The sequence below is a fragment of the Streptococcus entericus DSM 14446 genome, assembly GCF_000380025.1.
GTDB classification, from domain to species: domain Bacteria; phylum Bacillota; class Bacilli; order Lactobacillales; family Streptococcaceae; genus Streptococcus; species Streptococcus entericus.
The window spans coordinates 14,345-40,193 of sequence record NZ_KB904178.1 but is presented as its reverse complement, the minus strand read 5'-3'; the positions used below and the strand labels follow the sequence as shown (position 1 = coordinate 40,193).

The 25,849-nt window shown below is 44.7% G+C and carries 21 protein-coding genes; 16 read left to right on the top strand and 5 right to left on the bottom strand.

The features are described from left to right. Position 1: 1 nt before the first annotated feature. From A3GW_RS0107085 to A3GW_RS11250, 11 genes are all read left to right on the top strand, one after another. Positions 2 to 1,735, top strand: coding sequence for an ABC transporter ATP-binding protein (locus A3GW_RS0107085; protein ID WP_018368589.1), 1,734 nt, complete (start codon positions 2 to 4; stop codon positions 1,733 to 1,735). After that, on the top strand, positions 1,728 to 3,431 hold the full coding sequence (locus A3GW_RS0107080) for an ABC transporter ATP-binding protein (RefSeq protein ID WP_018368588.1): 1,704 nt from the start codon (positions 1,728 to 1,730) through the stop codon (positions 3,429 to 3,431). The genes A3GW_RS0107085 and A3GW_RS0107080 overlap by 8 nt, the downstream gene beginning before the upstream one ends. A 362-nt stretch (positions 3,432 to 3,793) precedes the next feature. Next, positions 3,794 to 4,837, top strand: coding sequence for a phenylalanine--tRNA ligase subunit alpha (gene pheS / locus A3GW_RS0107075; RefSeq protein ID WP_018368587.1), 1,044 nt, complete (start codon positions 3,794 to 3,796; stop codon positions 4,835 to 4,837). Positions 4,838 to 4,846: 9 nt separating this feature from the next. Then, entirely contained in the window at positions 4,847 to 5,362 is a 516-nt protein-coding gene (locus tag A3GW_RS0107070) for a GNAT family N-acetyltransferase (RefSeq protein WP_018368586.1), read from the top strand. Then, complete coding sequence (locus A3GW_RS0107065) at positions 5,359 to 5,811, top strand: ASCH domain-containing protein (RefSeq protein ID WP_018368585.1); 453 nt, start codon at positions 5,359 to 5,361, stop codon at positions 5,809 to 5,811. The genes A3GW_RS0107070 and A3GW_RS0107065 overlap by 4 nt, the downstream gene beginning before the upstream one ends. A 284-nt stretch (positions 5,812 to 6,095) precedes the next feature. Beyond that, positions 6,096 to 8,504, top strand: coding sequence for a phenylalanine--tRNA ligase subunit beta (gene pheT / locus A3GW_RS0107060; protein WP_018368584.1), 2,409 nt, complete (start codon positions 6,096 to 6,098; stop codon positions 8,502 to 8,504). A gap of 144 nt (positions 8,505 to 8,648) precedes the next feature. Continuing rightward, positions 8,649 to 10,319: a formate--tetrahydrofolate ligase gene (locus A3GW_RS0107055; RefSeq protein WP_018368583.1), complete on the top strand. Its 1,671-nt coding sequence runs from the start codon at positions 8,649 to 8,651 to the stop codon at positions 10,317 to 10,319. A 173-nt stretch (positions 10,320 to 10,492) separates the two neighbouring features. Further along, complete coding sequence (locus A3GW_RS0107050; RefSeq protein WP_018368582.1) at positions 10,493 to 11,698, top strand: LysM peptidoglycan-binding domain-containing protein; 1,206 nt, start codon at positions 10,493 to 10,495, stop codon at positions 11,696 to 11,698. 202 nt (positions 11,699 to 11,900) lie between these two features. After that, positions 11,901 to 12,575 (top strand): response regulator transcription factor, encoded by a 675-nt coding sequence (locus A3GW_RS0107045; protein WP_018368581.1) that lies wholly within the window; start codon positions 11,901 to 11,903, stop codon positions 12,573 to 12,575. Beyond that, positions 12,565 to 13,908: a sensor histidine kinase gene (locus A3GW_RS0107040; protein WP_018368580.1), complete on the top strand. Its 1,344-nt coding sequence runs from the start codon at positions 12,565 to 12,567 to the stop codon at positions 13,906 to 13,908. Before A3GW_RS0107045 ends, A3GW_RS0107040 begins: the two co-directional genes overlap by 11 nt. A gap of 69 nt (positions 13,909 to 13,977) precedes the next feature. Then, complete coding sequence (locus A3GW_RS11250; protein ID WP_018368579.1) at positions 13,978 to 15,177, top strand: transglutaminase domain-containing protein; 1,200 nt, start codon at positions 13,978 to 13,980, stop codon at positions 15,175 to 15,177. 72 nt (positions 15,178 to 15,249) lie between these two features. On the opposite strand, the gene rpsT is transcribed toward A3GW_RS11250, so the two are convergent. The 3 genes from rpsT to coaA form a co-directional block, all read right to left on the bottom strand. Further along, positions 15,250 to 15,498, bottom strand: coding sequence for a 30S ribosomal protein S20 (gene rpsT, locus A3GW_RS0107030; RefSeq protein ID WP_018368578.1), 249 nt, complete (start codon positions 15,496 to 15,498; stop codon positions 15,250 to 15,252). 87 nt (positions 15,499 to 15,585) lie between these two features. Continuing rightward, on the bottom strand, positions 15,586 to 16,191 hold the full coding sequence (locus tag A3GW_RS0107025; RefSeq protein WP_018368577.1) for a T6SS immunity protein Tdi1 domain-containing protein: 606 nt from the start codon (positions 16,189 to 16,191) through the stop codon (positions 15,586 to 15,588). Positions 16,192 to 16,206: 15 nt separating this feature from the next. Continuing rightward, entirely contained in the window at positions 16,207 to 17,124 is a 918-nt protein-coding gene (gene coaA, locus A3GW_RS0107020; protein ID WP_018368576.1) for a type I pantothenate kinase, read from the bottom strand. Positions 17,125 to 17,470: 346 nt separating this feature from the next. On the opposite strand from coaA, the gene gyrB reads away from it, so the two are divergent. Beyond that, positions 17,471 to 19,417, top strand: coding sequence for a DNA topoisomerase (ATP-hydrolyzing) subunit B (gene gyrB / locus A3GW_RS0107015; protein ID WP_018368575.1), 1,947 nt, complete (start codon positions 17,471 to 17,473; stop codon positions 19,415 to 19,417). Positions 19,418 to 19,493: 76 nt separating this feature from the next. Next, on the top strand, positions 19,494 to 21,227 hold the full coding sequence (locus A3GW_RS0107010; RefSeq protein WP_018368574.1) for a septation ring formation regulator EzrA: 1,734 nt from the start codon (positions 19,494 to 19,496) through the stop codon (positions 21,225 to 21,227). 246 nt (positions 21,228 to 21,473) lie between these two features. Here the strand turns inward: A3GW_RS0107010 and A3GW_RS0107005 are convergent, their stop codons facing one another. Next, positions 21,474 to 21,971 (bottom strand): NUDIX hydrolase, encoded by a 498-nt coding sequence (locus A3GW_RS0107005; protein ID WP_018368573.1) that lies wholly within the window; start codon positions 21,969 to 21,971, stop codon positions 21,474 to 21,476. A gap of 178 nt (positions 21,972 to 22,149) precedes the next feature. Between A3GW_RS0107005 and A3GW_RS0107000 the strand changes: the two genes are divergently transcribed. Continuing rightward, positions 22,150 to 22,932 (top strand): sulfite exporter TauE/SafE family protein, encoded by a 783-nt coding sequence (locus tag A3GW_RS0107000; RefSeq protein ID WP_018368572.1) that lies wholly within the window; start codon positions 22,150 to 22,152, stop codon positions 22,930 to 22,932. Here A3GW_RS0107000 and A3GW_RS0106995 read toward each other — a convergent pair. Then, the gene (locus A3GW_RS0106995) at positions 22,929 to 23,372 is read right to left on the bottom strand and encodes a DUF1694 domain-containing protein (protein ID WP_018368571.1); all 444 of its coding nucleotides are present in this window, start codon (positions 23,370 to 23,372) and stop codon (positions 22,929 to 22,931) included. The two genes, A3GW_RS0107000 and A3GW_RS0106995, sit on opposite strands and share 4 nt — an antisense overlap. 142 nt (positions 23,373 to 23,514) lie before the next feature. On the opposite strand from A3GW_RS0106995, the gene eno reads away from it, so the two are divergent. Next, on the top strand, positions 23,515 to 24,822 hold the full coding sequence (gene eno / locus A3GW_RS0106990) for a surface-displayed alpha-enolase (RefSeq protein WP_018368570.1): 1,308 nt from the start codon (positions 23,515 to 23,517) through the stop codon (positions 24,820 to 24,822). A 63-nt stretch (positions 24,823 to 24,885) separates the two neighbouring features. Next, a complete protein-coding gene (locus A3GW_RS0106985; RefSeq protein WP_018368569.1) occupies positions 24,886 to 25,533 on the top strand; it encodes an HAD family hydrolase in 648 nt (215 codons plus the stop codon). Positions 25,534 to 25,849: the final 316 nt, after the last annotated feature.

The following is a 25,849-nucleotide window of genomic DNA, read 5'->3' as shown; positions in this document are numbered from 1 at the left end:
TGTGACTTATTTTTTACCCTTTTTAAAACCCTATCGCTGGCAACTGATTTGGTCGCCGCTCTTAAAACTGTTAGAGGCCTTACTTGAGCTCCTCGTTCCGATGGCTCTCTCAATCATCATTGATCAGGTCTTGCCTCAGCACCAGCCCCGTCTGCTATGGTTCTGGGGGGCTGGTCTGATTGGTCTAGCCACGTTTAATGTGCTTGTTGCCTTGCTCGCTCAGTATCTAGCAGCAAAAGCGTCGGTCGGTTTTGCGACAGCGCTCAATCAGGCCCTGTTTCATCATGTAACAGGGCTTTCGGTTCATCAGCAACAAGCGCTAGGAAATAGCGCTTTATTGACGCGATTGACGGTTGATGTTCTAGCCTTACAGACAGGACTCAACCTTTTTCTACGGTTAGTATTACGCGCACCAATTATTGTTTTTGGTGCTGTGGTCATGGCATTTTTCATCAGTCCTTCACTAACCATCATTTATTTATCGATGGTAGCTGGTCTTTTTGGTTTAGCATATGGTCTATCCAGACGTGTTAGCGCTACTTTTCTGTTCTTGAAACAGCAGCAAGAGAAGTTGTTTTCAGTCATTTCAGAGCAATTATCGGGCATGCGATTGATTCGAGCGTTTCATCAAATCGATAGAGAGCAAGCCGATTACTCTAAACATCAGGAGACCTATACCCATGAAACGATAAAAGCGGCCAATCTGGCTAATCTTATCAATCCAGGAACCTACATCATTGTCAATTTGTCTCTCCTTGTTTTAATTTATCAGGGACGTCAGGATATTTTTGGTGGTCAGCTTAGTGCGGGAGCTTTAGTTGCTCTGGTAAATTATTTATTGCAGATTTTGCAAGAATTGCTCAAGATGATGAGTTTAACGGCTAGCCTTAGTCAGGCTTGGGTGAGTGGTCAGCGGATTAGAGGGCTCTTTTTGGAAGAAGAGGAAAACCTACACCAGACCTATCCGATTGACCATCAATCAGTGTTGGGTTATGAATTGGAAACAGTTGGTTTGACTTATGGTTCTGCTGATTATCCTGTCTTATCCAATTTATCACTCACTCTTCCATTAGGGCAATTTGTTGGAATTGTTGGAACAACGGGTGCAGGAAAATCAAGTGTGGTCAATCTTCTGGCAGGCTTATTACCGCCTAGTCGAGGGCGAATTTCTTTAAGGTTAAGCCGATCGAGTGCAGAGCTGACACTTGCTGAATGGCGTCAAGCTGTTCGCCTAGTGCCACAAAAAAGTCGCCTACTGTCTGGGACAATTCGTTCTAATTTGATGCTAGGGCTATCAGCTCCTGTCTCAGACGAGACCTTATGGCAGGCGCTGGACTTGGCACAAGCTAAAACCTTTGTTCAAGCCCTACCTGAACAACTTGATGCGCCTGTAGCGCCACTTGGCGCTAACTTTTCTGGTGGTCAGCGCCAGCGCTTGGCACTGGCTCGTGCCCTGGTGAAGCCATCACCTGTTCTCATCTTGGATGATGCGACATCGGCCTTAGATTATCTGACGGAAATGAAGGTCTTATCTGCGATTAAGGCGCAGTTCCCTGATACCTTGCTCGTGATGGTTTCCCAACGTCTAAAAAATGTGATGACAGCAGACCAGATTCTAGTTCTTGATAAAGGGCAATTGGTCGGTCAAGGGACCCATCAAGAGCTCCTTAGGAGCTCTGCTATTTACCAAAATCTTTATCAGTCACAGCTAAAAGGAGGTGGGGCGAATGATTAAAGGGCTACTCTCTTTTTTAGATGAGTTGAGACACAGTCGTCTATTTTGGGGAATTGGTTTACTCTTGATGGGGCAGGTGGGACTGACGACCCTTTTTCCTTATCTTTTAGGGAGAATTCTTGACCAACTGTTGATTGAAGGGGCATTCTGGCAGTTGTTGCTGCAATTGGGCGCGCTAATACTGCTAAATACATTCCTCCAGTGGGTAACACCACCGCTATATAACAGGTTGGTTGAAACTTATGTTAGCGAGCTAAGGCAGACTGCTATGACAAAGGCCTTTCGCCTGCCGATAGCGGTTTTGGATAAGTATGGGCAAGGTGATTTTCTTAATCGTCTGACAGTAGACAGCCAGCAGCTTAGTCAGGGCTTGATTTTGTTATTTAGTCAATTTTTATCTGGCGTGCTGACACTTGTCCTAACCCTAGCCATGATGGCGTACATGAATGGTTGGCTTGTCTTTCTTGTTCTTGCCCTGACTCCTGCCTCTTTTTTGTTGACTCATCGTGTGACAGCATCAGCTCATCGTTTCTATCAAGAGCAGGGAAAAAAACGTGATCAGATGACTCAGTTTTTAGATGAGCACCTGCAAGTTCTCCCTTTGATACAGGCTTATGGTGCGCAGGAACAGGTGTCTACACAATTTCAAGAGTTAAGCTCTGAATATGGGAAAAGTAGCCAATCAGCAATTTTTTACAGTTCAACAGTCAATCCCTTGACCCGTTTTGTCAATGCAGTGATTTATGCACTTTTGGTTGTTTTAGGCAGCTATCAGCTGCTTTTAGGTCGGATGACGCTGGGGCAATTAACAAGCTTTTTAACCTATGTCAATCAGTACACCAAGCCCTTCAACGAGATTTCGTCTGTTTTTGCAGAATTACAGGCTACGCAGGTCAGTTATCACCGTTTGTTGGATATGATTAACTTGCCTGAGGAAGCAGATGTCGCCTCAAGTCCTAGACCAGTTGTTCAAGGGGAAATAACTTTTGAGGATGTGAGTTTTGGTTATGAACCTGACCGCTTATTGATGAAGCATCTTGACCTAGAGATTCCTGCTGGTAGCATGGTGGGGATTGTTGGTCCAACAGGTGCTGGCAAGACGACCTTAATCAATCTGTTGATGCGGTTTTATGAGCCTCAAGGGGGACAAATTTTACTGGATGGTCAGCCGATTAAAGCCTTAAAAAAGGCTGACTTTTATGACCGCATTGCGGTCGTCTTGCAGGAAACTTGGCTAAAAAAAGCCACTATTGCAGAGAATATTGCTTATGGTCGCCCGTCTGCAAGTCACGATGAGATAGTAGCAGCAGCTCAGGCAGCCAATGCAGACTTTTTTATTCGCCAATTGCCACAAGGGTATGATACGATTTTGGATGGTAATCAGGTTGTCTTATCACAAGGACAGGAGCAGTTATTAGCGATCGCTCGGGTATTTCTCAAGTCACCACAAATTATCATTTTTGATGAGGCGACGTCGTCCTTAGATACCCTGACAGAGCAGCTTGTTCAAGATGCGTTGTCAAAATTGATGGTAGGTCGTACCAGTTTTGTCATCGCTCATCGTTTAAAAACCATTCAGTCAGCTGATGTGATTTTAGTGATGGCTGATGGGAATGTCGTTGAACAAGGCACTCATCACAGTCTGTTAGAAGCAGATGGCCTGTATGCTAGATTATGGGAGACGGCTACTTCTTAATACTCAGATAGTTCAAATGTTGGGATTGTCAGCACAGCTCATTTTCAGGTTTATATGGTGAAAAAGTAAGTGATAGACCTTGCTATTTCCTTGCGATTTTGATACAATAAAGTTAATTTAATACCAGCCTGTGAGACCAGTAGACAGATGGGAAGCTGTTCAGGGAGTTGAGCCGAGACTGCAAGCTCAATCAGTGAAACGCTGTTGAATTCACTCATGTCAAGGGCTAAAATCAAGGTCTGTTCCCTCAGGGATGGATAGAAAACGGATGGTACCGCGTGTCAACGCTCCGCTTATTGGGAGTATTGGCATGCGTTTTCTTTTTTCTGACGAATAGACTACACTAACAAGAAAGGAATCTCATGGATTTACAAACACAACTCAAAGATTTACAGGCGACGACCGTTGCTAAACTCAAGGACATTCGGCACGAGAATGCCAAGGACCTCCAAGACCTGAAAGTGCAGGTGCTGGGGAAAAAAGGTTCCCTGACCGAATTATTGAAAGGTCTGAAAGACTTGTCCAACGACCAGAAGCCGATTGTCGGCAAGATGGTCAATGAGGTGCGTGATGTGCTGACAGCTGCCTTTGACGAAGCGGCACAACTTTTGGAGGAAGCAACCATCGAAGCCAAGTTAGCTGCTGAAAGTCTTGATGTCACTCTGCCAGGTCGTCCCACCAAGCAGGGAAATCGTCATGTCTTGACGCAGACCAGCGAGGAGATTGAGGACATTTTCCTCGGTATGGGCTTCCAGATTGTCGATGGGTATGAGGTGGAGAAGGACTATTACAACTTTGAGCGGATGAACCTGCCAAAAGACCACCCTGCTCGTGACATGCAGGATACGTTCTACATCACCGAAGACATCTTGCTTCGCACCCACACCAGCCCTGTACAGGCCAGAACCATGGACCAGCATGACTTTAGCCAAGGACCACTCAAGATGATTTCACCGGGGCGGGTTTTCCGTCGTGATACTGATGATGCGACCCATAGCCACCAGTTTCATCAGATTGAGGGGCTCGTGGTCGGCGAGAACATTTCCATGGGTGACCTCAAGGGCACGCTTGAGATGATTATCAAGAAGATGTTTGGTGAGGACAGAAAAATCCGCCTGCGCCCGTCTTATTTCCCATTTACCGAGCCATCGGTTGAGGTCGATGTGTCCTGCTTCAAATGTGGCGGTGACGGCTGTAACGTCTGCAAAAAGACGGGGTGGATTGAGATTTTGGGGGCAGGTATGGTTCACCCGCGTGTGTTGGAGATGAGTGGCATTAACCCTGAGGTCTACTCTGGCTTTGCCTTTGGTCTTGGTCAGGAGCGGATTGCCATGCTGCGCTACGGCATCAACGATATCCGTGGCTTCTACCAAGGGGACGCCCGCTTCTCAGAGCAGTTCAAGTAGGAGGGAGCCATGACCATTAGTCGCGTGAGCCCTGACCAGTGGCAGGCGCTTCAGACCCTCTGTCAGGCGACCTTTGCGGAGACCTTTGGTCAGGACAATAGCCCAGCAGAACTGGAGGCTTATTTTGCCACAGCTTATAGTGAGGAGCAACTACGTTCAGAGCTTCGGCATCCTCAGTTTGCAACCTATGTCCTGACTGTCGATGGGAACTGGGCTGGCTACCTCAAACTCAACTGGGGCAGTGCCCAGACCGAGCAAGAACTCGACAAGGGCTTTGAGATTCAACGGATTTACCTGCTCAAGGCCTATCAAGGTCAGGGGTTGGGACAGGTCTTGTTCAATTTTGCCTTGGAGCAGGCCGACCAGTCTGGACAGGACTGGGTCTGGCTGGGGGTGTGGGAGCACAACCACAAGGCGCAGGCTTTTTATGAGCGATATGGTTTTGAAAAATTTTCAGAGCACCGATTTCCTGTCGGAGACAAGATTGATACCGACTGGCTGATGAAACGGAGGATTACCAAATGACCCCAGAACAGTTATGGAAAGAATATAAGACAGTTAACCCTCAAGCAGGAGATGACTATGAGGCTTGGGCCTTCGGCGTTTTGCCAGATGAACTCGCTCAGTTAGCCCTAGACGGTACCAAAACCGCTACCGCTTCAGGCTATGACCTTTATGCTCTAGATAATGACCCTCTGCCAGAAGCAGGCAGCTATGATGTTGTCTTAGACGGTCAAGGCCATGCTGTCTGTGTGATCAAAGTGACCAAGGTCTATGTTACGCCCTTTGATGAGGTTACCGCTGATCATGCCTACAAAGAAGGCGAGGGCGACCGCAGTCTAGCCTACTGGCGACAAGTCCATGAAGACTTTTTCAAACCTTATTACGAAGAAGCAGGACTTGTCTTCAACGGTCAGTCAAACATTGTCTGTGAAGAATTTGAAGTGGTGTATCCCGTTCCAAATCAAGAATAACAAACGAGCGAAGCGAGCCTGTTGCAGAAAATACGCTTATTGCTCAGCAAAAAAAGCGAGCGTTAGCTCGCCATTCAGACAGTTGCCGCTGTGGTGTCGTGCGGGCATTTCCGAGACTTTGGCTTGGAAATGAGTCGGTGAAATCCAGTCTGATGATAGGCTAAGAAACCTTTGGCAACGGCGTTGACAAAGTGGTTGATGTAGCCTATCACAGACTTAGTTCACGACGCCCTCACCACCTAAAGGAACTGTCAAAAAACAAAAAATCAAAGAAAGAAGATTCCATGTTAGTATCTTACAAGTGGCTAAAAGAGCTGGTCGACATTGATGTCCCAGTCGCTGAATTAGCCGAAAAAATGTCAACGACAGGTATCGAAGTAGAGGGCGTCACCACGCCTGCTGATGGCCTGTCCAATATCGTGGTCGGTCATGTCCTCTCTTGCGAGGATGTGCCTGACACCCATCTCCACCTCTGTCAGGTGGACACTGGTGACGGTGAGCCCCGCCAAATTGTCTGCGGAGCGCCTAATGTCCGTGCAGGCATCAAAGTCATGGTGGCTCTGCCAGGGGCTCGGATTGCCAATAATTATAAGATTAAAAAGAGCAAAATCCGTGGGCTGGAGTCTCTCGGCATGATTTGCTCTCTGGGGGAGTTGGGCGTTTCCGACAGCGTGGTGCCCAAGGAGTTCGCCGATGGTATTCAGATTTTGCCAGAGGAGGCTGAGGTTGGTAGCTCCGTCTTTCCTTATCTGAGCATGGACGATGCCATCATCGAGCTCTCCATCACCCCTAACCGTGCCGATGCCCTTTCCATGCGTGGCGTTGCCCATGAGGTGGCGGCGATTTACGGTAAGTCGGTGCATTTTTCGGAAAAATCGCTGAGCGAAAGCCAAGTTCAGACTGCCGACAAGCTTTCGGTGGCTATCGAGACCGACAAGGTGCTCAGCTATCAGGCTCGGGTGGTAGAGAATGTGACCATTGCCCCAAGTCCGCAATGGTTGCAAAACCTTCTCATGAATGCCGGTATCCGCCCAATTAACAACGTTGTGGACGTGACCAACTACATCCTGCTCTACTTTGGCCAGCCCATGCACGCCTTTGACTTGGATAAGTTTGAGGATCGTGATATTGTGGCCCGCCAGGCTAGTCCTGGCGAGCAGCTGGTGACCCTGGACGGCGTGGAGCGTGAGTTGACGGCTGAAGACATCGTGATTTCTGTTGCTGATAAGGCTGTCGCTTTAGGTGGCGTTATGGGAGGTCAGTCAACCGAGATTGATGAGACCTCTAAAAATGTGGTCTTGGAAGCCGCTGTCTTCAACGGCAAGTCTATCCGTAAGACCTCTGGTCGTCTCAATCTACGTTCGGAAAGCTCTTCGCGTTTTGAAAAAGGTGTCAATGTGGCGACGGTTTCAGAAGCTTTGGATATGGCAGCAGCTCTTTTGCAAGAGCTGGCAGGTGGTCAGCCGACAGCGGGTCGTGTGACCGCTGGTGACTTGGACACTGCACCAGTTGCCGTGACCAGCTCCCTAGCCCATGTCAATAGCCGTTTGGGGACAGCCTTGACCTATGCTGACATCGAAAACATCTTTGCTCAATTGGGCTTTGGCTTAGAAGGCTCAGCCGACAGCTTTACGGTCAGTGTGCCAAAACGCCGTTGGGACATCAGCATTCAGGCGGATTTGGTCGAGGAGATTGCCCGTATCTACGGTTATGATAAGCTCCCAACTACCCTGCCTGAGACAGGTGGGACAGCAGGCGAGTTGACGATGACTCAGCGCCTCCGTCGTCAGGTGCGGACCTTGGCAGAGGGAGCAGGCTTGACTGAGGTGATCTCTTATGCCCTGACCACGCCAGAAAAGGCGACAGCCTTTACCCCAGCGCCAACTGCCCAGACAGAACTCATGTGGCCGATGACGGTTGACCGTTCTGTCCTGCGTCAAAACATGGTCTCTGGTATGCTGGACATCGTCGCCTACAACGTTAACCGCAAGAACAAGAACCTTGCCCTCTATGAAATCGGCAAGACCTTTGCCCAGACTGGCAACCCACAGGAAGACCTGCCGACTGAAATCAACAGTTTTGCTCTTGCTCTGACAGGACTGGTGGCAGATAAAGACTTCCAGACCCCAGCTGTGCCAGTCGATTTCTACTATGCCAAGGGGATCTTAGAGATGCTCTTTGCAAAGCTAGGACTTGAGGTGACTTATGTGCCAATGGCAGACCTGGCTAGCCTGCACCCAGGTCGAACAGCAGCGATTCAGCTGGCAGATGGCACCAGTATCGGCTTTATCGGTCAGGTGCACCCGCAGACAGCTAAGGCCTATGATATTCCTGAGACCTATGTGGCTGAGCTCAACCTGACAGCGATTGAGGCTGCCCTGCCAGAAGCGGCTATCTTTACAGACATCAGCAAGTTCCCAGCTGTTAGCCGTGACATCGCTCTGCTCTTGCCAAAAGCCACTAGCCACCAAGCGGTGCTGGAAGCCATCGCAGCAGCTAAGGTCAAACGCCTGACAGCCATCAAACTCTTTGACATCTACGAAGGGGACAAGTTGCCAGCAGGCACCAAGTCCATGGCCTACAACCTGACCTTCCAAAACCCAGAAGCCAGCCTGACGGACGAGGAAGTCGCGACATTTATGGATAAAATTACTAGCTCTCTGACCAATACACTCGGTGCAGAGGTGCGGTAGAAGCAATTAACACTTTATCTTATGAATCGAACAATCACTAAAAATGTTCGGTTTAATTGACATATCTTTAAAAAAAGATAAAAAATAATGCGTTTTTTATCTTTTTTTGTTATACTTAAGCAAATGTAGTAAGGAGACTAGACCATGACAACAGATATTGAGATTGCTCAGGCAGCAGTTCTTCAGCCTATTGTAGATATTGTGAGGCCTTTTGGGATTTTGCTGGATGACTTGGAGCTTTATGGGAAATATAAAGCCAAACTTTCTTTTGAAAAAATAGACCAGCTGTCTAGTCAGCCTTTGGGGAAATTAGTGCTGGTGACAGCAATCAATCCAACTCCAGCTGGTGAAGGTAAGTCAACCATGACTATCGGTTTGGCTGATGCACTGAATAAAATAGGACAGAAAACGATGATTGCCTTGCGCGAGCCATCTCTTGGTCCAGTTATGGGGGTCAAGGGTGGTGCAGCTGGCGGAGGTTATGCACAGGTTCTGCCTATGGAGGACATCAATCTGCATTTCACTGGGGACATGCACGCTATTACAACAGCCAACAACGCCTTGGCTGCCTTGATTGATAATCATCTCCAGCAGGGGAACGAATTAGGTATTGACCCACGTCGTATCATCTGGAAACGTGTTGTTGACCTCAATGACCGTGCGCTTCGTCAGGTGATTGTTGGGCTAGGGAGTCCTGTCAATGGTGTACCTCGTGAGGACGGCTTTGACATCACGGTAGCCAGTGAAATCATGGCTATCCTGTGCTTGGCGACCGATTTAGACAATCTTAAAGAGCGGTTGAGCAATATTGTGGTCGCTTATCGCTACGATAAATCACCTGTCTATGTCCGAGACCTGCAGGTTGAGGGTGCTTTAGCTCTCTTGCTCAAAGATGCGATTAAACCTAATCTGGTACAAACCATTTATGGCACACCAGCTTTTGTTCATGGCGGACCATTTGCTAATATTGCTCATGGCTGTAACTCTGTTTTAGCAACAAGCACCGCTTTACGACTAGCAGATGTGGTGGTAACAGAAGCTGGTTTTGGTGCTGATTTGGGTGCAGAGAAATTCCTGAACATCAAGACACCACAATTACCTGTGCAACCAAGTGCAGTGGTCATTGTCGCAACCTTACGAGCACTCAAGATGCACGGCGGTGTTGCCAAAGATCAGTTAACTGATGAGAATGTCAAGGCAATAGAAGCAGGTTTTGCTAATTTAGCGCGGCATGTGGAAAACATTAGAACATTTGGTATTCCTGCGGTGGTTGCCATCAACGAATTTGTGACGGATACACCTGCCGAAATTGCTAAACTCAAAGAGTTATGTGCTACTATTGATGTGCCAGTCGAGCTGTCTAGTAGTTGGAAAAATGGCGCTGCTGGTGGCGTAGCTCTAGCTGAAACCTTAGTTGAAGTCCTAAAAGAGGATAAGGCAAGTTACCAACGTCTCTATGCTGCTTCTGATCAGTTATTGACCAAGGTCGAAAAAGTTGCTAAAACAATCTACCGTGCCAAGTCTGTGACCTTGACCCACACTGCAAAGCAACAATTAGCCGATATTGAGAAAAATGGTTGGGGAGACCTACCAATTTGTATGGCAAAAACGCAATACAGCTTTTCAGACAATCCAGCCCTTCTTGGGGCACCTGAAGAGTTTGAGGTAACCATCAGAGAATTTGTCCCAAAAACTGGTGCAGGTTTTATTGTCGCCTTAACAGGTGATGTGCTGACCATGCCAGGCTTGCCGAAACAACCAGCAGCCCTTAACATGGACGTCTTGTCAGACGGTAGAGCTATTGGTTTATTTTAGTCTTCTGTATGGTGCTAGAAAGTCAGTTGTGACACGAGCAACACATCTTGTAACATGATTGATAAAAAAGTGCTTAAATAATACAGTTTGGTTAAATCATCCCTAAGGCTATTGAAAAAGCAGTCGTTTGTGCTATGATGGAGGTAGTCTCAAAAGAACAAGGAGAAATAACCATGCGTAAAAAAATGATTTTGGGGTCAAGTGTGGCTCTGACATTATTGACTTCAGGGATTGTTCAGGCACAAGATGTCGTTTGGACACCTCGTACAGCAGATGACGTGGCTGCAGATTTAAGTCAGCAGGGCCATCAAGCAAGTTATACCATCAAATATGGCGACACGCTGAGCACGATTGCCAAGGTACTGGGTGTTGATGTTGAATTATTGGGGAACATTAACCAAATTAGTAATCTTGATTTGATTTTCCCTGGGACTGTATTGACAACAACTGTCAATGAAAACCAAGCAGTGACCGCACTTGAGATTCAAGCGCCAGCAAGACAAGAAGCAGAGCCTGCACAAGCCAGTATCAATCTAGAAACCAACCAAGCAGTTATCAATAATCAAGTAGTGGATTTGGCAGAAGTAACAACCAGTGAAACTCCTGCTGAACAGCCAGCAGTAGAGGTAACAGCTCCAGTAGCAGAAGCACCTACCGAAGTTATTCCCGAAGTAGCAGAAACTGAGGCTGAGGTGATTGAAGAAACAGTTCCAGCAACACCAGTTGCTGAAGCAACGCTTACTGAGGAAGTTACTCCAGAAATTCCAGTTGCTGTCGAAGTGGTTGAAGCTCAGCCTGAGACCACAGCAGTTGAGACACCAGATTCTGCCGTTACAGCACCAGCACCTGTTGGGGCGGCGCCTTCAACTGAGCCAGTAGCTTCAGTAGCACCAGCTCCAGCTGTGTCAGAACCTGTTGTTGCAACAACTCCTGTTGAAGCTGCTCCAGAGGTCGTTGAAAAAGTCGTAGAAACCCCTGCAACAACTGTCGCTCCTGCGGTTACCGCAACTGCTCAAGCCACGACATTTACAGGCTCTGAGGCAGGTTTGCAGCCGCATGTTGTTGCCTACAAACAGGAAGTCCTATCGGCATTTGGTTCCATGTGGGTGCATGGCTACCGTCCTGATTCCGGTGACCACGGTAAGGGACTAGCTCTTGATTTTATGGTGACAGATAATGCTGCGCTTGGTGACCAAATTGCAGCCTATGCGGCCTCACATATGGCAGAGAAAAAGATTTCATACATCATTTGGAAACAGCGCTTTTATGCGCCTTATGAGAGCAAGTACGGTCCTGCCTATACTTGGAACTTAATGGAAGACCGTGGCAGTGTCACTGAAAACCATTATGACCATGTGCACATCTCATTTCTTCCATAGTCAGGATAAACATTAAAAGCTGGGCAATAGGCCCAGCTTTTGTGTATAGATTTAGTGAGAGCAATAATGTATTAGGTGAGATTGCCTTTATACCCGAGGTAACCTAGTTTAGCTCAGTTTAAGTTAATTCTGTTATCTTACCTTAACTAGGCATTTACGGTAGAGCTTAGCCGTGCTATAATAGCATAAAGGAGGCAAGAAGATGATTAAAGTATTGTTAATTGAAGATGATTTGAATTTGTCCAATTCTATTTTTGATTTTTTAGATGATTTTGTTGACGTGATGCAGGTGTTCGATGGTGACGAGGGGCTGTACGAGGCGGAGAGTGGGGTTTACGATTTGATTCTGCTCGATGTGATGATTCCTGAGAAAAATGGTTTTGATGTGCTGAAAGAACTGCGTGCTAAGGGAAATACAACCCCTGTCTTAATCATGACTGCCAAAGAAGATCTTGATGACAAAGGTAAGGGATTTGAACTTGGAGCAGATGACTATTTAACCAAACCATTTTATTTAGAAGAGTTAAAAATGCGTATCCAAGCCCTCTTGAAGCGTTCAGGCAAGTTGACAGATAACAATCTTCAGTACGGTAACGTTGTTGTTGATATGGCAACCAATACGACTACTGTTGACGGTGTTGAGGTTGAATTGCTCGGCAAAGAATTTGAATTGCTGGTTTATTTTATGCAAAACCAAAATGTTATTTTACCTAAAACACAAATTTTTGACCGTATCTGGGGCTTTGATAGCGATACAACGATTTCAGTTGTAGAAGTATATGTGTCTAAAATTCGTAAAAAGCTTAAAGATAGTGACTTTGGTCATAATTTGCAGACCTTGAGGAGTGTGGGGTATATGTTAAAAGATGCGAAATAAGTGGTACGGTCAACAACCCAAGCACGATGAATCGTCATTCAAACTGTTTTTCTCTGTGTTCACCATCATTTTCCTTGTGATGACCATGATTATCATTCAAGTCCTAAATAGTGGTATCTATGGCTCTGTGGATAAGAGTTTGTTCGAAGCGCGGGACAATATTAACCAATATGTTGATTTTCAGATGTCACTTCCGACAATGGAAGAGTTAACTTGGGCAATACTTAATGAAAAAGAGGCAGATAATCCACAAGATGAGCGTCCAAAACTAAAACCTAATCGGTACCTTGCAGCAAATATTGACGTTGTTCTTTATGATGCAAAAGGAAAAATTATTAACCAAATGGGCTATATGGCGCAACCCTATGACTTTCCTTTAGATGACTCACGTTTGAACGTTATTGAACAAGAAAAGATTCTAACCTATTGGGGGAAAGAAGAGTATTATCGAATTATTACTGTTCCAGTAGGCAATCTTAATTACCCCGAGATTGCTTATGCCAGCATTCTGGTGAATACGGAGCAGCTTGAAATCAGTAACAGGCGAACGGTTCGGGTTGTGATTAGTGTCATGATATTTTTCTGGGTGGTGTCACTTTTTGCAAGTATTTATCTGGCTCAGCGGACGAGAAAACCGATTTTAGAGAGTTTTGAGCGACAGAAAAAATTTGTTGAAAATGCCAGCCATGAACTAAGAACCCCTTTGACCGTTCTTCAAAATCGCCTAGAGAATCTGTTTAGAAAGCCACAAGCCACTATCTTGGAAAGTAGTGAGAGTATTGCAGCTAGTCTGGATGAGGTACGCAATATGCGCTTGCTAACGACTAATTTGCTCAATCTAGCTCGGCGAGATGATGGTTTGACGCCTGAATTAACGACAATTCAGCCAGAATTTTTTGATACGATTTTTACCAACTATCAATTAGTCGCTGATGAAAATAGCAAAATGTTCAAGGGCATCAACCGTCTGGAGCATGCAATTCGCTCAGATAAAACCCTGCTGAAGCAATTGTTGACTATTCTATTTGATAATGCAGTTAAATATACAACAGACGATGGACACATCATCTTGACAGTTAGTCAGGTGGAGAAGTCTTTGCTTGTTGAAGTCGCTGATAATGGTGTTGGCATCTCAGAGTCAGATAAAATTAAGGTATTTGACCGTTTTTACCGAGTGGACAAGGCAAGAACAAGACAGACAGGCGGCTTTGGTCTAGGCCTATCTTTGGCCAAACAGATTGTCCATAGCCTAGGTGGCACGATTAAAGTTAGAGATAATCAGCCCAAAGGGACGGTTTTTGAAGTTAAATTACCTCTACAACAGATGAGCTAGGGCAAATGTCCTAGCTCGTCTTGCTTTCTTTTTGAAACCATGCTATAATGACCAAACACAGGAGTTTATATGAATAAAAGAATACGATATGGTCTGGCAGCTCTTGCTTTGTCAACTCTGTCTCTCTATCCTGTAGCGAGCAAGGCAATTCGCCATTACCAGCAAAAGCTGGTTCGTTTAGGAATTGCTGAGCAAGCAAAACAGGCCGAAGCAGCTGATGATGACGTGATTAAGCAGGGGCAAGCTGCGGTAGCAGCTAACTTTTATTACCAGCAATTAAGCAAAAAAGAACAGGCAGATTACATTCGACTGGTCACAGCTTTGCGGCAATTCGATACCAAATCACCCTTTACAACGACGTCTAGTGACCATTTGAAACGCATCTATCTGGCAGTGACCTACGATTTTCCAGAGTTTTATTGGCTATCAGAACAATCAGAAATTGATTTTTCTCAACTAATCTACCCCAAAGATGCCAAAGAAACTTATCAGCGTGTGCAAAGAGCAGCAGATGAGGTTATTGCGCAGATGCCTGACGGTAGCGATTACGATAAGGTCAAGTACCTTTACGAATACGTTATCCAACATACTCAGTACCATACAGAAGCCTTAAACAATGAATCGTTGATTTGGCAAGACCAGAGTGCTCGTTCTGTTTTTCTGGAACAAGAGTCTGTTTGTGCAGGATACAGCCGAGCTTTCCAGCTTCTCTGTCAAAAAGCAGGGCTAAATTGCCTCTACGTTGCTGGGGATATTGTTGCTTACGATTATCCGCATGCGTGGAACCTTGTTGAGATTGATGGTGATTATTACCCTGTAGACACCACTTGGGGAGATCCAACCTTTGAATCAGCTGTCGCTGGTCAAGATGCTAATCACATTAATTACAGCTATCTTTGTACACCGCGAGAGATTTTTGAGCGAACCCATACCGCATGGACAGGATTTGACAGTCCTGTTGGAGAGGCACTGGTCTATCCGGCTCTAGCTGAGAATGCTCTTAACTATTATGTGCTGAACGGTTCCTATTTTGAGACGTATGATGAAACTGCATTGACTAACTTTATCGCAGAAAACGTTAAAGATGCTTCAGTCAAGGAGATTAGCTTTCAAATGGGAAATCAAGTTGCCTATGAGACAGCCTTTTCGGTCTTACAATCAGACACCTCACCAGTTCATGCCATGTTAGGGCATTTACCCAATTATCAAGGTTATGAGTTTTATGGTGACCAGCACACCTATCAGCTAACCATCAAGATTCCGCGCTAAATAAGTTGTGTCCAAATCAGCAATAACAAAAAACCAGTTCTTTTTTGAAGGAACTGGTTTGTTGTTTTGGTATTATGCCAATTTTGACGCAAGGCGTGCTTTATCACGACTTGCTTTGTTTTTGTGGATCAAGCCTTTTGACTCAGCCTTGTCGATGCTAGAAGAAGCAGCGCGGAACAACTCTTCAGTTGGGTTTGCTTCAAATGCTTTAATCGCTGTACGCATCGCAGATTTTTGTGATGAGTTCTTAGCGTTTTGTTTAACGTTAAGCTCAGCACGTTTGATAGCTGATTTGATGTTTGCCAATGTTTTCACCTCCATTTATCTTAACTATCCCATTATATAGCAAAAACTTTCATTTGACAAGTGGAAATTACTTTTTCAGAAAAAATTTTATAAGAGGTCAAACTAGACTGCATTTTGCAGGATGTGATGGTGGACAAGCAGATCGCCTTTATCTAGGTAGTCTGCCTGCTCAGAACCACCAAACACTAAAGCTGGCGTAAAGAAATAGCACTCATTTGGAGCCAATGGTCCTAGACTTTTGACAGCTTCTTGATAAAGAGGTTGCTTGAGGAGGTCAGTTGTAAACTGGTCTTCGAGAGCGAGTTGGCTAAAGAAATCTTGCCACTGATAGGCTAGAACAGGAGTTTGTCGATAATGAATGTCGAGAAGAGCGATATCGCTGGTGGTATCATCGAGGTGGCGATAATAAATCAAATCACCAAAGGCCGTTTTGAAGAGAGGGATACGGTCTAGAGTATCCTGCCCCAGCCAAGCATTTAAGGTGCCCTGATAATCTTTGGGGTTAATGATGGTCAGTAAGCCATCAGCTAATTCCCTTTCGCCATGCTGTAGCAAAAAATCCTGTAACTCTTGGGGCAAGCGGTGGTTATAATTTGCTAATTGCTCTGCAGAAATGTTGCTAATTTGCTTACCGGGTGGAAATTTTCTCAAGAAATGAGCAAAAAGCTCAGTTTCTTTTTGCTTTTTGAATAAGTTGAAAAATGACATCAGTACTCTCCTAGTTTACTTTTTCAAGTAAATTTTATCAATTTGATGGTTATCGCTTTTATGAAGAATGAGCTCGGCTCGATTTCTGGTTGGCTCGATGTAGTGCTCCAGATTGACCAGATTGACGGTTTTCCAGATGTTTTTGGCAAATTGCTGAGCATCAGCCTTATCCCAGAGAGAAAACTTGTGGTAGTAGCTGGTCGTGTCTTCTCTGGCACGCTCTAGGTGCTTTTCAAAACGTTCCAGGTACCAGTTTTCGATAATTTGGCTATCAGCATCGATGTAGATAGAAAAGTCAAAGTAATCGCTCATGTAGAGCCGATTGTTTTGCTGGTTTTGAAAGACGTTAATGCCTTCAACAATCAGAAAATCAGGAGCATCAATCGTTTGGACTTGGTCAGGCACGATGTCGTAGATGTCATGAGAATAGACAGGCATGGTCGCTCTGCCATTATTTTTTACCGTATCAAGAAAATTCAGCAAGCGTTCCATGTCGTAACTCTCAGGGAAGCCTTTTTTGTTTAGGATATTATTGGCGATAAGATACTCGTTGGGGTAGAGAAAGCCGTCCGTTGTGATGAGCTCAACCTTACTTTTTTTATAGGTGCGTTCGAGAAGCAGCTGGATTAGCCTGCTGGTGGTTGATTTGCCGACAGCGACACTACCTGAAATCCCGATGATAAAGGGACGGCTACTCAAGAGTTCCTGTAAGAACATGCTTTTGGAGAAGTTGAGGTTATCTTGAGTGTGTTTATAAATCTGAATAAGATTGATAAGCGGGAGATACACTTCGCTAACTTCCTGAATGGTGATGCTGTCGTTGAAGCTTTTGATGTCGTTGAGTTCATCTTCAGTTAAGGGAACATGGCTTTTTTGATGGAGCGTTTTCCAATCTTGACGTTCAATTGGGGTAAAGTTGATTAATTCCTGCATGGCTAATCCTTATTAAGTTTTTTGCATGTTTTCTCTATTATAGCATGATTTCATCAAAACAAGCCTATAAAAATGCCACCATATTCTGCGAATAATACGTCTCTATTTTTGCGGGTACTGATTGGACGAGGATAGGGTTAAGGATCTGGCAATTTGGCTTGTTCTGGTTTAGGAGTGACATGTCATGAACAAATTTTTAAGGCTTAACTTTGCCCCAAGCCTTTTTCTCCATGGTGTTTGTTGTTAAGAAAACGTTGTGAAACTGGTTATTTTCTTTAAAATATGCTATAATATAGCAGAATGTTACTCTTATTTAGGAGTAAAAACGGTAAAGAAAGTGTAAATAATGTCAGAGAAAGATTTAGAACAATTAGCACAGGAGTATGACGCTAGTCAGATTCAGGTTTTGGAAGGCTTAGAAGCTGTTCGGATGCGTCCAGGGATGTATATTGGCTCAACCTCCAAAGAGGGCTTGCACCACTTAGTCTGGGAGATTGTTGACAACTCCATCGATGAGGCCTTGGCTGGTTTTGCTAGTCAGATTGAGGTGTTTATTGAGCCGGATAATTCCATCACGGTTGTTGATGATGGTCGTGGGATTCCTGTCGACATTCAGGAAAAGACAGGTCGTCCTGCGGTGGAGACGGTCTTTACGGTACTCCATGCGGGGGGTAAATTTGGCGGTGGTGGCTATAAGGTATCAGGTGGTCTTCACGGTGTTGGGTCATCTGTTGTAAATGCCCTCTCCACGCAGCTTGATGTCAAGGTTTATAAGAACGGCCAGATTTACTATCAAGAATACCGCCGTGGTGATGTGGTGGCCGATTTGGCGGTCATCGGTGAGACTGGCCGCACGGGGACGACGGTGCATTTTACGCCAGATCCTGAGATTTTCACAGAAACAACCGAGTATGATTTTGCCCGTTTGGCTAAGCGTGTTCAGGAGCTGGCCTTCCTCAACAAGGGCTTGAAAATCGCTATTACCGACAAACGTGGTGAAGACGAGGAGACCAAGAGCTTCCATTACGAGGGTGGGATTGCCAGCTATGTCAGCTTTATCAATGAAAATAAAGATAATATCTTTGAAGAGCCGATTTATACCGATGGGGAGCTGGATGGTATCTCTGTCGAAGTTGCGATGCAGTACACCACCGGTTATCATGAGACGGTGCTCAGCTTTGCTAATAATATCCATACCCACGAGGGGGGAACCCATGAGCAAGGCTTCCGCACAGCTCTTACCCGTGTTATCAATGATTATGCTAAGAAAAATAATATTCTTAAAGAAAAAGATGATAACCTGACGGGCGAAGATGTCCGTGAGGGGCTGACAGCAGTTATTTCAGTCAAGCACCCGCATCCGCAGTTTGAGGGGCAAACCAAGACCAAACTTGGTAACAGCGAGGTTGTTAAGATCACCAATCGTCTCTTTAGCGATGCCTTTAACCGTTTCTTGTTAGAACACCCACAGATTGCTCGTAAAATCGTCGAAAAAGGTATCCTCGCTAGCAAGGCGCGGATTGCGGCCAAGCGGGCGCGGGAGGTCACACGAAAAAAATCAGGGCTTGAAATTTCCAACCTGCCTGGGAAGCTTGCAGATTGCTCGTCTAACGATCCGACCCAAACGGAGCTCTTCATCGTGGAGGGTGATTCGGCTGGTGGTTCAGCTAAGTCAGGACGTGATCGTGCTTTCCAAGCCATTTTGCCGATACGGGGTAAGATCCTCAACGTCGAAAAGGCAACCATGGACAAAATCCTTGCCAACGAGGAAATTCGGACCATTTTCACCGCTATGGGAACAGGGTTTGGGTCGGACTTTGATGTGTCCAAGGCACGCTACCAGAAACTAGTTATCATGACCGATGCCGATGTTGACGGGGCTCACATCAGAACCCTGCTCTTGACCTTGATTTATCGTTTTATGCGCCCTGTTTTAGAGGCGGGCTATGTTTACATCGCCCAGCCACCGATTTATGGGGTTAAGGTTGGTAGTGAGATTAAGGAGTACATCCAACCGGGAGCCGACCAAGAAGAACGGCTCAGAGAGGCAGTTGCCAAATACAGTCAAGGGCGCTCTAAACCAACAGTTCAGCGTTATAAGGGTCTGGGGGAAATGGATGATCACCAGCTCTGGGAAACGACGATGAATCCAGAAAAACGTTTGATGGCACAGGTGTCTGTCGATGATGCCGCTGAAGCAGACCGCATTTTTGATATGCTGATGGGTGATGACGTCGCTCCTCGACGTGAATTTATCGAAGAAAATGCTGTTTACTCAACGATTGATATCTAAAACCCTTTGTCAAAGCCATTTAAATATGCTATAATCGTAATGATATAGACTAAAATTAATATTCTAAGGAGAATATATGCCTATCAAACAGAGCGGAATTATACTACTGATTGTAGCCATCATTTTGATTGCTATCGTGGGCTACCTTGTCAGTGTATTTGTTAGACGGAAAAATGACGGTATTATTGCCGAATTAGATAAACGAAAAGAAGGGCTGATGTCCCAGCCAGTCTCTGATGATATCGAAGCGATTAACCAGCTCCAGTTGGTTGGTCAAAGCCAAGAAGAATTTGATTCTTGGAAGGAACGATGGGCTATTTTAACAACAGAGACATTTAAGCAGTTGGAAGAGGACATAGAAGAGGCTGAAGTTTTTAATGACACCTTCCATTTCTTAAAAGTAAAAAAATCAGCGGAAGCTATTGATGCACAGCTTAAAGAGACGGAGGCGGAATTATCAAATATTCGTCAAGGGCTAGTAACTCTCAAAGAGCAGGAAGAAAAAAATAGTGCACGTGTGAAGTATGCACTTGACCTGTATGAGGAGTTGCAGGAAGGCATTTCCTCAAAAGAGAGCGAGTTTGGTCCTGCTCTTACTGAAATCAACAAGCAATTATCAAATATCCAAACTGAGTTTTCTCAATTTGTAGCCTTGAACACATCAGGGGATCCACTTGAAGCAGCAGAGATCTTGGAGCGTGCTGAAGAGCACACCATTGCGTTGGGTCAAATTAGCGAAAAGGTCCCTGGACTAGCTAAAGAGCTACAAGATAGACTAGCAGATCAGCTAGATGACCTGGAAACAGGTTATGCGAAACTCTTAGAAGAGAACTATCATTTTGGAGATCAACCGATTGAACAGCGCTTCCAGACCATTCGTGAAGCCATTACAGCTGGGAAAAATGATTTGGCTGGTTTAGAGTTAGACAAAGCAGAGGCAGGTATAGAAGACATCCAAGCACGTCTTGATAGCCTTTATGAACTCTTCGAGAAAGAGATTGCTGCTCAACGAGAAGTGAAAAGACTTATCCGTCGCTTGCCATCTTACTTGGAGCATGTGAAAACTAACCATAGCAAGTTACAAGAAGAAATTCTTCGCTTGCAACAGTACTACATTCTGGATGATGCAGATAGCAGTACCCTGAAAGGGTTAAGCCGTCAGATTGAAAAATTGGAAGAAGGCTCATTGGCGCATTTGGATGACAGTCAGTTGCCAGAAGAACCATTCTCAACTTTGGAAACGCGTTATAGCACGGCAGTGAAAGGGTTAGAAGGTATCGAGCAAGAACAGCTATCTCTGACGACTCATCTTAAAGAGATTGATAAAAAAGAAGTAGAAGCTCGTCAGCTGATGGAGCAATCTATCAACCGTCTTCATATCATTAAACGTTTTATAGAAAAGCGCCATATGCCAGGTGTGCCACAAGAATTTCTGAGCATTTTCTTTACTACTAGCTCACAAGTGGAAGCGCTCATGGCTGAGCTTGACCGCCATCGCATCGATATTCAGGCAGTCAATCGTTTGACTGAAGCCTCTGATAGTGCTATGGCTAAGCTTGAAGAGACAGCTTATACCGTTGTCCAGTATGCTACCTTGACCGAACAGCTGCTACAGTATTCAAACCGCTATAGAAATTTTGACAAGAATGTCCAAGCTAGTTTTGAAGCAGCTCTTCATTATTTTGAGGTTGAGTATGATTACCGTGCAGCCTTCGATGAAATTTCCTATGCTTTGGAAATTGTTGAGCCAGGAGTGACAGAACGGTTTGTAACGTCGTATGAAAAAACGAGAGAAATGATTAGATTTTAATAAAGGGCTGGAATTTTCCAGTCTCTTTTATATGCAATGAACATCATGTCACAATAAAAAATCAACCTTGTGATGGTTGTTAACTAAAGAACAATTATTTGAGCATTCTAATCTAATTGTGCTATAAGTTCCTCATTGATCGCAAAAATAAAAAAAGCTGACCGATAAGGCCAACCTTCTATGGTAATGAATCAAAGGTATAAAGGATTCAGGCAGTCGACAGAGGAAGAACATATTTTCAGATTTTCAGTGTAAGAAAAGTTCAGTAATAGCCGCTTTTTGACTGGGAATTAAGAGGTGGTTTTCAATGAAAAGGGGCAGTTCTGATGGTGACACCCAGCGGTAATCAGCTGTTTCTTCGATTTGTAATTGAACTGCCTTTTTATCGTTTGTCGTCATGGCTTGAAAAATATGGAAGTAGCAGTGGTAGCGATCGTCAAAATAGGTGTTGTAAAGTGACAGTTTATCGAGGCTTAGTCCAGTTTCTTCTAAGACTTCTCGCTTAATAGCCTGCTCTGCCATTTCGCCCGCTAGGGCAGAACCACCGCAAGAAAATTCCCAATAATTAGGGAAACTCGCTCGGCTAGCAGCGCGTTTGACAAAAAGTAAACTCCCATCTTCATGGCAAACCATGGCTTCAACAACTAGGTGATAATACCCGTCTGGAATGGGCTCTCCTCGGGTCAGTTTCAAATCAGCAAGGGTACCATCAGCTAGATAAGCATCCCAAATTTCTGTTGTCATTTTTGCTCCGTTACTTAGTTGATAGGGAAGTCAATGATAGCAGATGGCTTAGCCTTTGTCAAGAGGCTTGCCACTTGTGTGAACTTAGTGTAGACTAAAAAGAGAGGTTTGCTCGATTTATGCGTGTTAATAGAGTGATTTTCATAAGTTAATCTAATTGCCAAGATAGGAGGTCAGTATGATTTATGTGATTTACCTTTTAGTTGTATTTTTCGCCACTTGTATCGGTGCTGTGACTGGCGTTGGGGGTGGCGCCATTATTAAGCCAATTTTTGACAGACTGGGTTATGATTCTGCTGTCATCATTGGCGCTTATTCGTCAATCGCAGTTTTTACCATGTGTTTGAGTTCGCTGGTGCGTCAACTCCGTATAAAGCCAACTGTTGATTCAACGGTTTTAGTCGGTCTAAGTTTGGGCTCAGTCTGTGGTGGCTTTTTTGGAGAGCAACTGTTTCATCAGATGACCAATAGTGTCCCGAATGAAACCGTCAAAGCCTGGCAAGCAGGACTTCTTATTCTTGTCTTGCTCTTTACCACCGGCTATCACATCAAAAAGGAAAGTCTCCCCACCTATCGTGTCAAGAATGCTTGGTTGATTATTTTCTTAGGTCTTGCCATTGGGATGTTGTCGATTTTCTTAGGCATTGGAGGTGGGCCACTTAACATCGCTGTTCTCGTGATACTCTTTTCGTATACGGTCAAAGAAGCCGCCATGTACTCTCTGGCTATGATTTTCTTTGCACAATTGCCCAAGATTGCCTTAATCGTTTGGAAATGGCAGAGCTATGGAGTTAGCCTTGGCTTTGTTAGTATGCTAATTATCGCAGCGATTGCTGGCGGCTTGATTGGGACATGGGGGCATCGCCGCTTGACTGATAAGCAAGTAAATGTACTATTTTTAGCTTTGACGATGGCTATAATTGGTATTAGTGTGATGAATTTAGTGACTAATCTCATCTAACCAAACAGCTTTTTCCAGAGCGACTTTTTGGTAGGCTGAGTAGGCTCATCGACAAAGTAGTCGGGATAGAGTTCCTGCACCTCGATTTCTGATAACTGTTCAGCCTTATCTGTATGAAGGACAAACCCATAAGGCGACTGTGCCTTATCCTCATCAACAACTGTTGCTTGGATACCAATTGCTTGAGCAGCTTTTAGGTAAGATATTTCAAGAGCGTTATCCAGACGAGCAGAGAGCTTTAGGTGAAGGTGGGCGTATTTTCTGTGATAATCTTGCAGAACGGTGTCAAGATTTTTGATGAAGACGGGGTGCTGAGCGTCAGCTATTGTCCCTAAAAGCACCACCCGTTCAGCAAATGTGCCGAGGTAGTGCCTCTGTTGGTCAGGGTCAAGCCGATGTTCGCCTGCTGCCATCTGTTGAATTTTTTTGTCTAATGTCATTGGTGTCTCCTTATGATGAAATCACTAACTATTATACACGTTTTTAACTTTTTACGGACTTTTAAGATTTTGATTTGATTATCTGGCCATTTTATGATAAGATAAAAAGGTAACAAATTAAAACTCATAAGGAGAGTCAATAATGTCAATTATTACTGATGTTTACGCTCGCGAAGTCCTCGACTCACGCGGTAACCCAACTCTTGAAGTTGAAGTTTATACAGAATCAGGTGCATTCGGACGCGGTATGGTACCTTCAGGTGCCTCTACTGGTGAGCACGAAGCAGTTGAACTTCGTGATGGCGATAAGTCTCGTTACCTTGGTCTTGGTACTCAAAAAGCGGTTGACAACGTGAACAATGTCATCGCTGAAGCGATTATCGGTTTTGACGTTCGCGACCAACAAGGTATCGACCGTGCGATGATTGCTCTTGATGGTACACCTAACAAAGGTAAACTTGGTGCTAACGCTATCCTTGGTGTGTCTATCGCTGTTGCGCGTGCAGCTGCGGACTACCTTGAAGTACCACTTTACAACTATCTTGGTGGTTTCAACGCTAAAGTGTTGCCAACACCAATGATGAACATCATCAACGGTGGTTCTCACTCAGACGCTCCTATCGCTTTCCAAGAGTTCATGATCATGCCAGTTGGCGCACCTTCATTCAAAGAAGGTTTGCGTTGGGGTGCTGAAGTCTTCCATGCTCTTAAGAAAATCCTTAAGTCTCGCGGTCTGGTAACAGCTGTTGGTGACGAAGGTGGTTTTGCACCTAAGTTTGAAGGCACTGAAGACGGTGTAGAAACCATTCTTGCTGCGATCGAAGCTGCTGGTTACGAAGCTGGCGAAAACGGCATTATGATTGGTTTTGACTGTGCGTCATCAGAATTCTATGACAAAGAGCGCGGTGTTTACGACTACACTAAATTTGAAGGTCCTGGCGGTGCCGTTCGTACGTCTGCTGAGCAGGTTGACTACTTGGAAGAGTTGGTTAACAAGTACCCAATCATCACCATCGAAGATGGTATGGATGAGAACGACTGGGATGGTTGGAAAGCCCTCACTGAGCGTCTCGGCAAACGTGTACAATTAGTTGGTGACGACTTCTTCGTGACAAACACTGACTACCTTGCTCGTGGTATCCAAGAAGGTGCTGCTAACTCAATCCTCATCAAAGTTAACCAAATCGGTACACTTACTGAGACTTTTGAAGCGATTGAAATGGCTAAAGAAGCTGGCTACACTGCTGTTGTTTCTCACCGCTCAGGTGAAACTGAAGATTCAACCATCGCTGACATCGCTGTTGCGACAAATGCTGGTCAAATCAAAACAGGTTCACTCTCACGTACAGACCGTATCGCGAAATACAACCAATTGCTTCGCATCGAAGACCAATTGGCTGATGTTGCTCAGTACAAAGGGATCAAGTCATTCTATAACTTGAAAAAATAATCTAACATAGTTTAGAAACAGTCTCGGTTTTACCTAGGCTGTTTTCTTGTAAGAGGAGTAGAGATGGGAAAGAAGTGGTTGTTTTTTGATATTGGTTCGACCTTGATTGATGAAGAGTTAGCTTATCATGATTTTATTAAACGGTGCGTACATCAGTTACAAGAAACTGGTATAGAGGTAGACGAGCAGAAGTTTTATGATAAGATGTTGGAGTTTGCCAAGGAAGGATCTGATCCAATAACAAGTGCTTGGAATTTCTTTGCTCCATTTGATTTGGAACGTCCAATGTGGTCTCATGCATTTGAAACGGTCTATCCAGGTGTTGCAGACATGTTGGCAACATTAAGAAAGACTTATAAATTAGGTATTATTGCCAATCAAGGCTTAGGCCTGGAAGGGCGTTTAGAAGCTTGGAAAATACTCCCATATTTTGAGTTAGTAATTGCCTCGTCCGATGTAGGGATGAAAAAGCCAAATAAGGAAATATTTCAATATGCTCTCACTAAGGCAGGCATTTCAGCTAAACAGGCGATTTATATCGGGGATCGTATAGATAATGATATTATTCCTGCCAAAATGATAGGGATGCGAGCCATCCGTGTCTTTCAAGGCTTTGGGCAATATGCACCTGAAAATATGCAACAGACAAGCGATGTCTGTATTGCAAGTATCTTAGACGTACCTGCTGTTTTACATGGGATGACGAATTAGTTGAGGATTATCTGTTTTTTCATATTAGGATAAGGGTTAGTAAATCTAATAACTTTCTTTTGGACCGGCTTTAAATGAGTTGGTCTTTTTGTCTAGGAAAGTTAGCCGTTTCAAGGAAGAAACGGTAAAGTACTGTCTTATGGTTTTTGCTAACAATAGGAGCGTGAATTTGGTATAGTAGTACCATGATGGAACAGATACGGACTCTTCTAAATCATTTATTCTTTATTTATGTGATACATGGCTTATTACTAGAAAAATAAGTCAATGTTAGTGGAACGTCTAGGAGATCTATCCTAGGCGTCTTCTTGTTTTT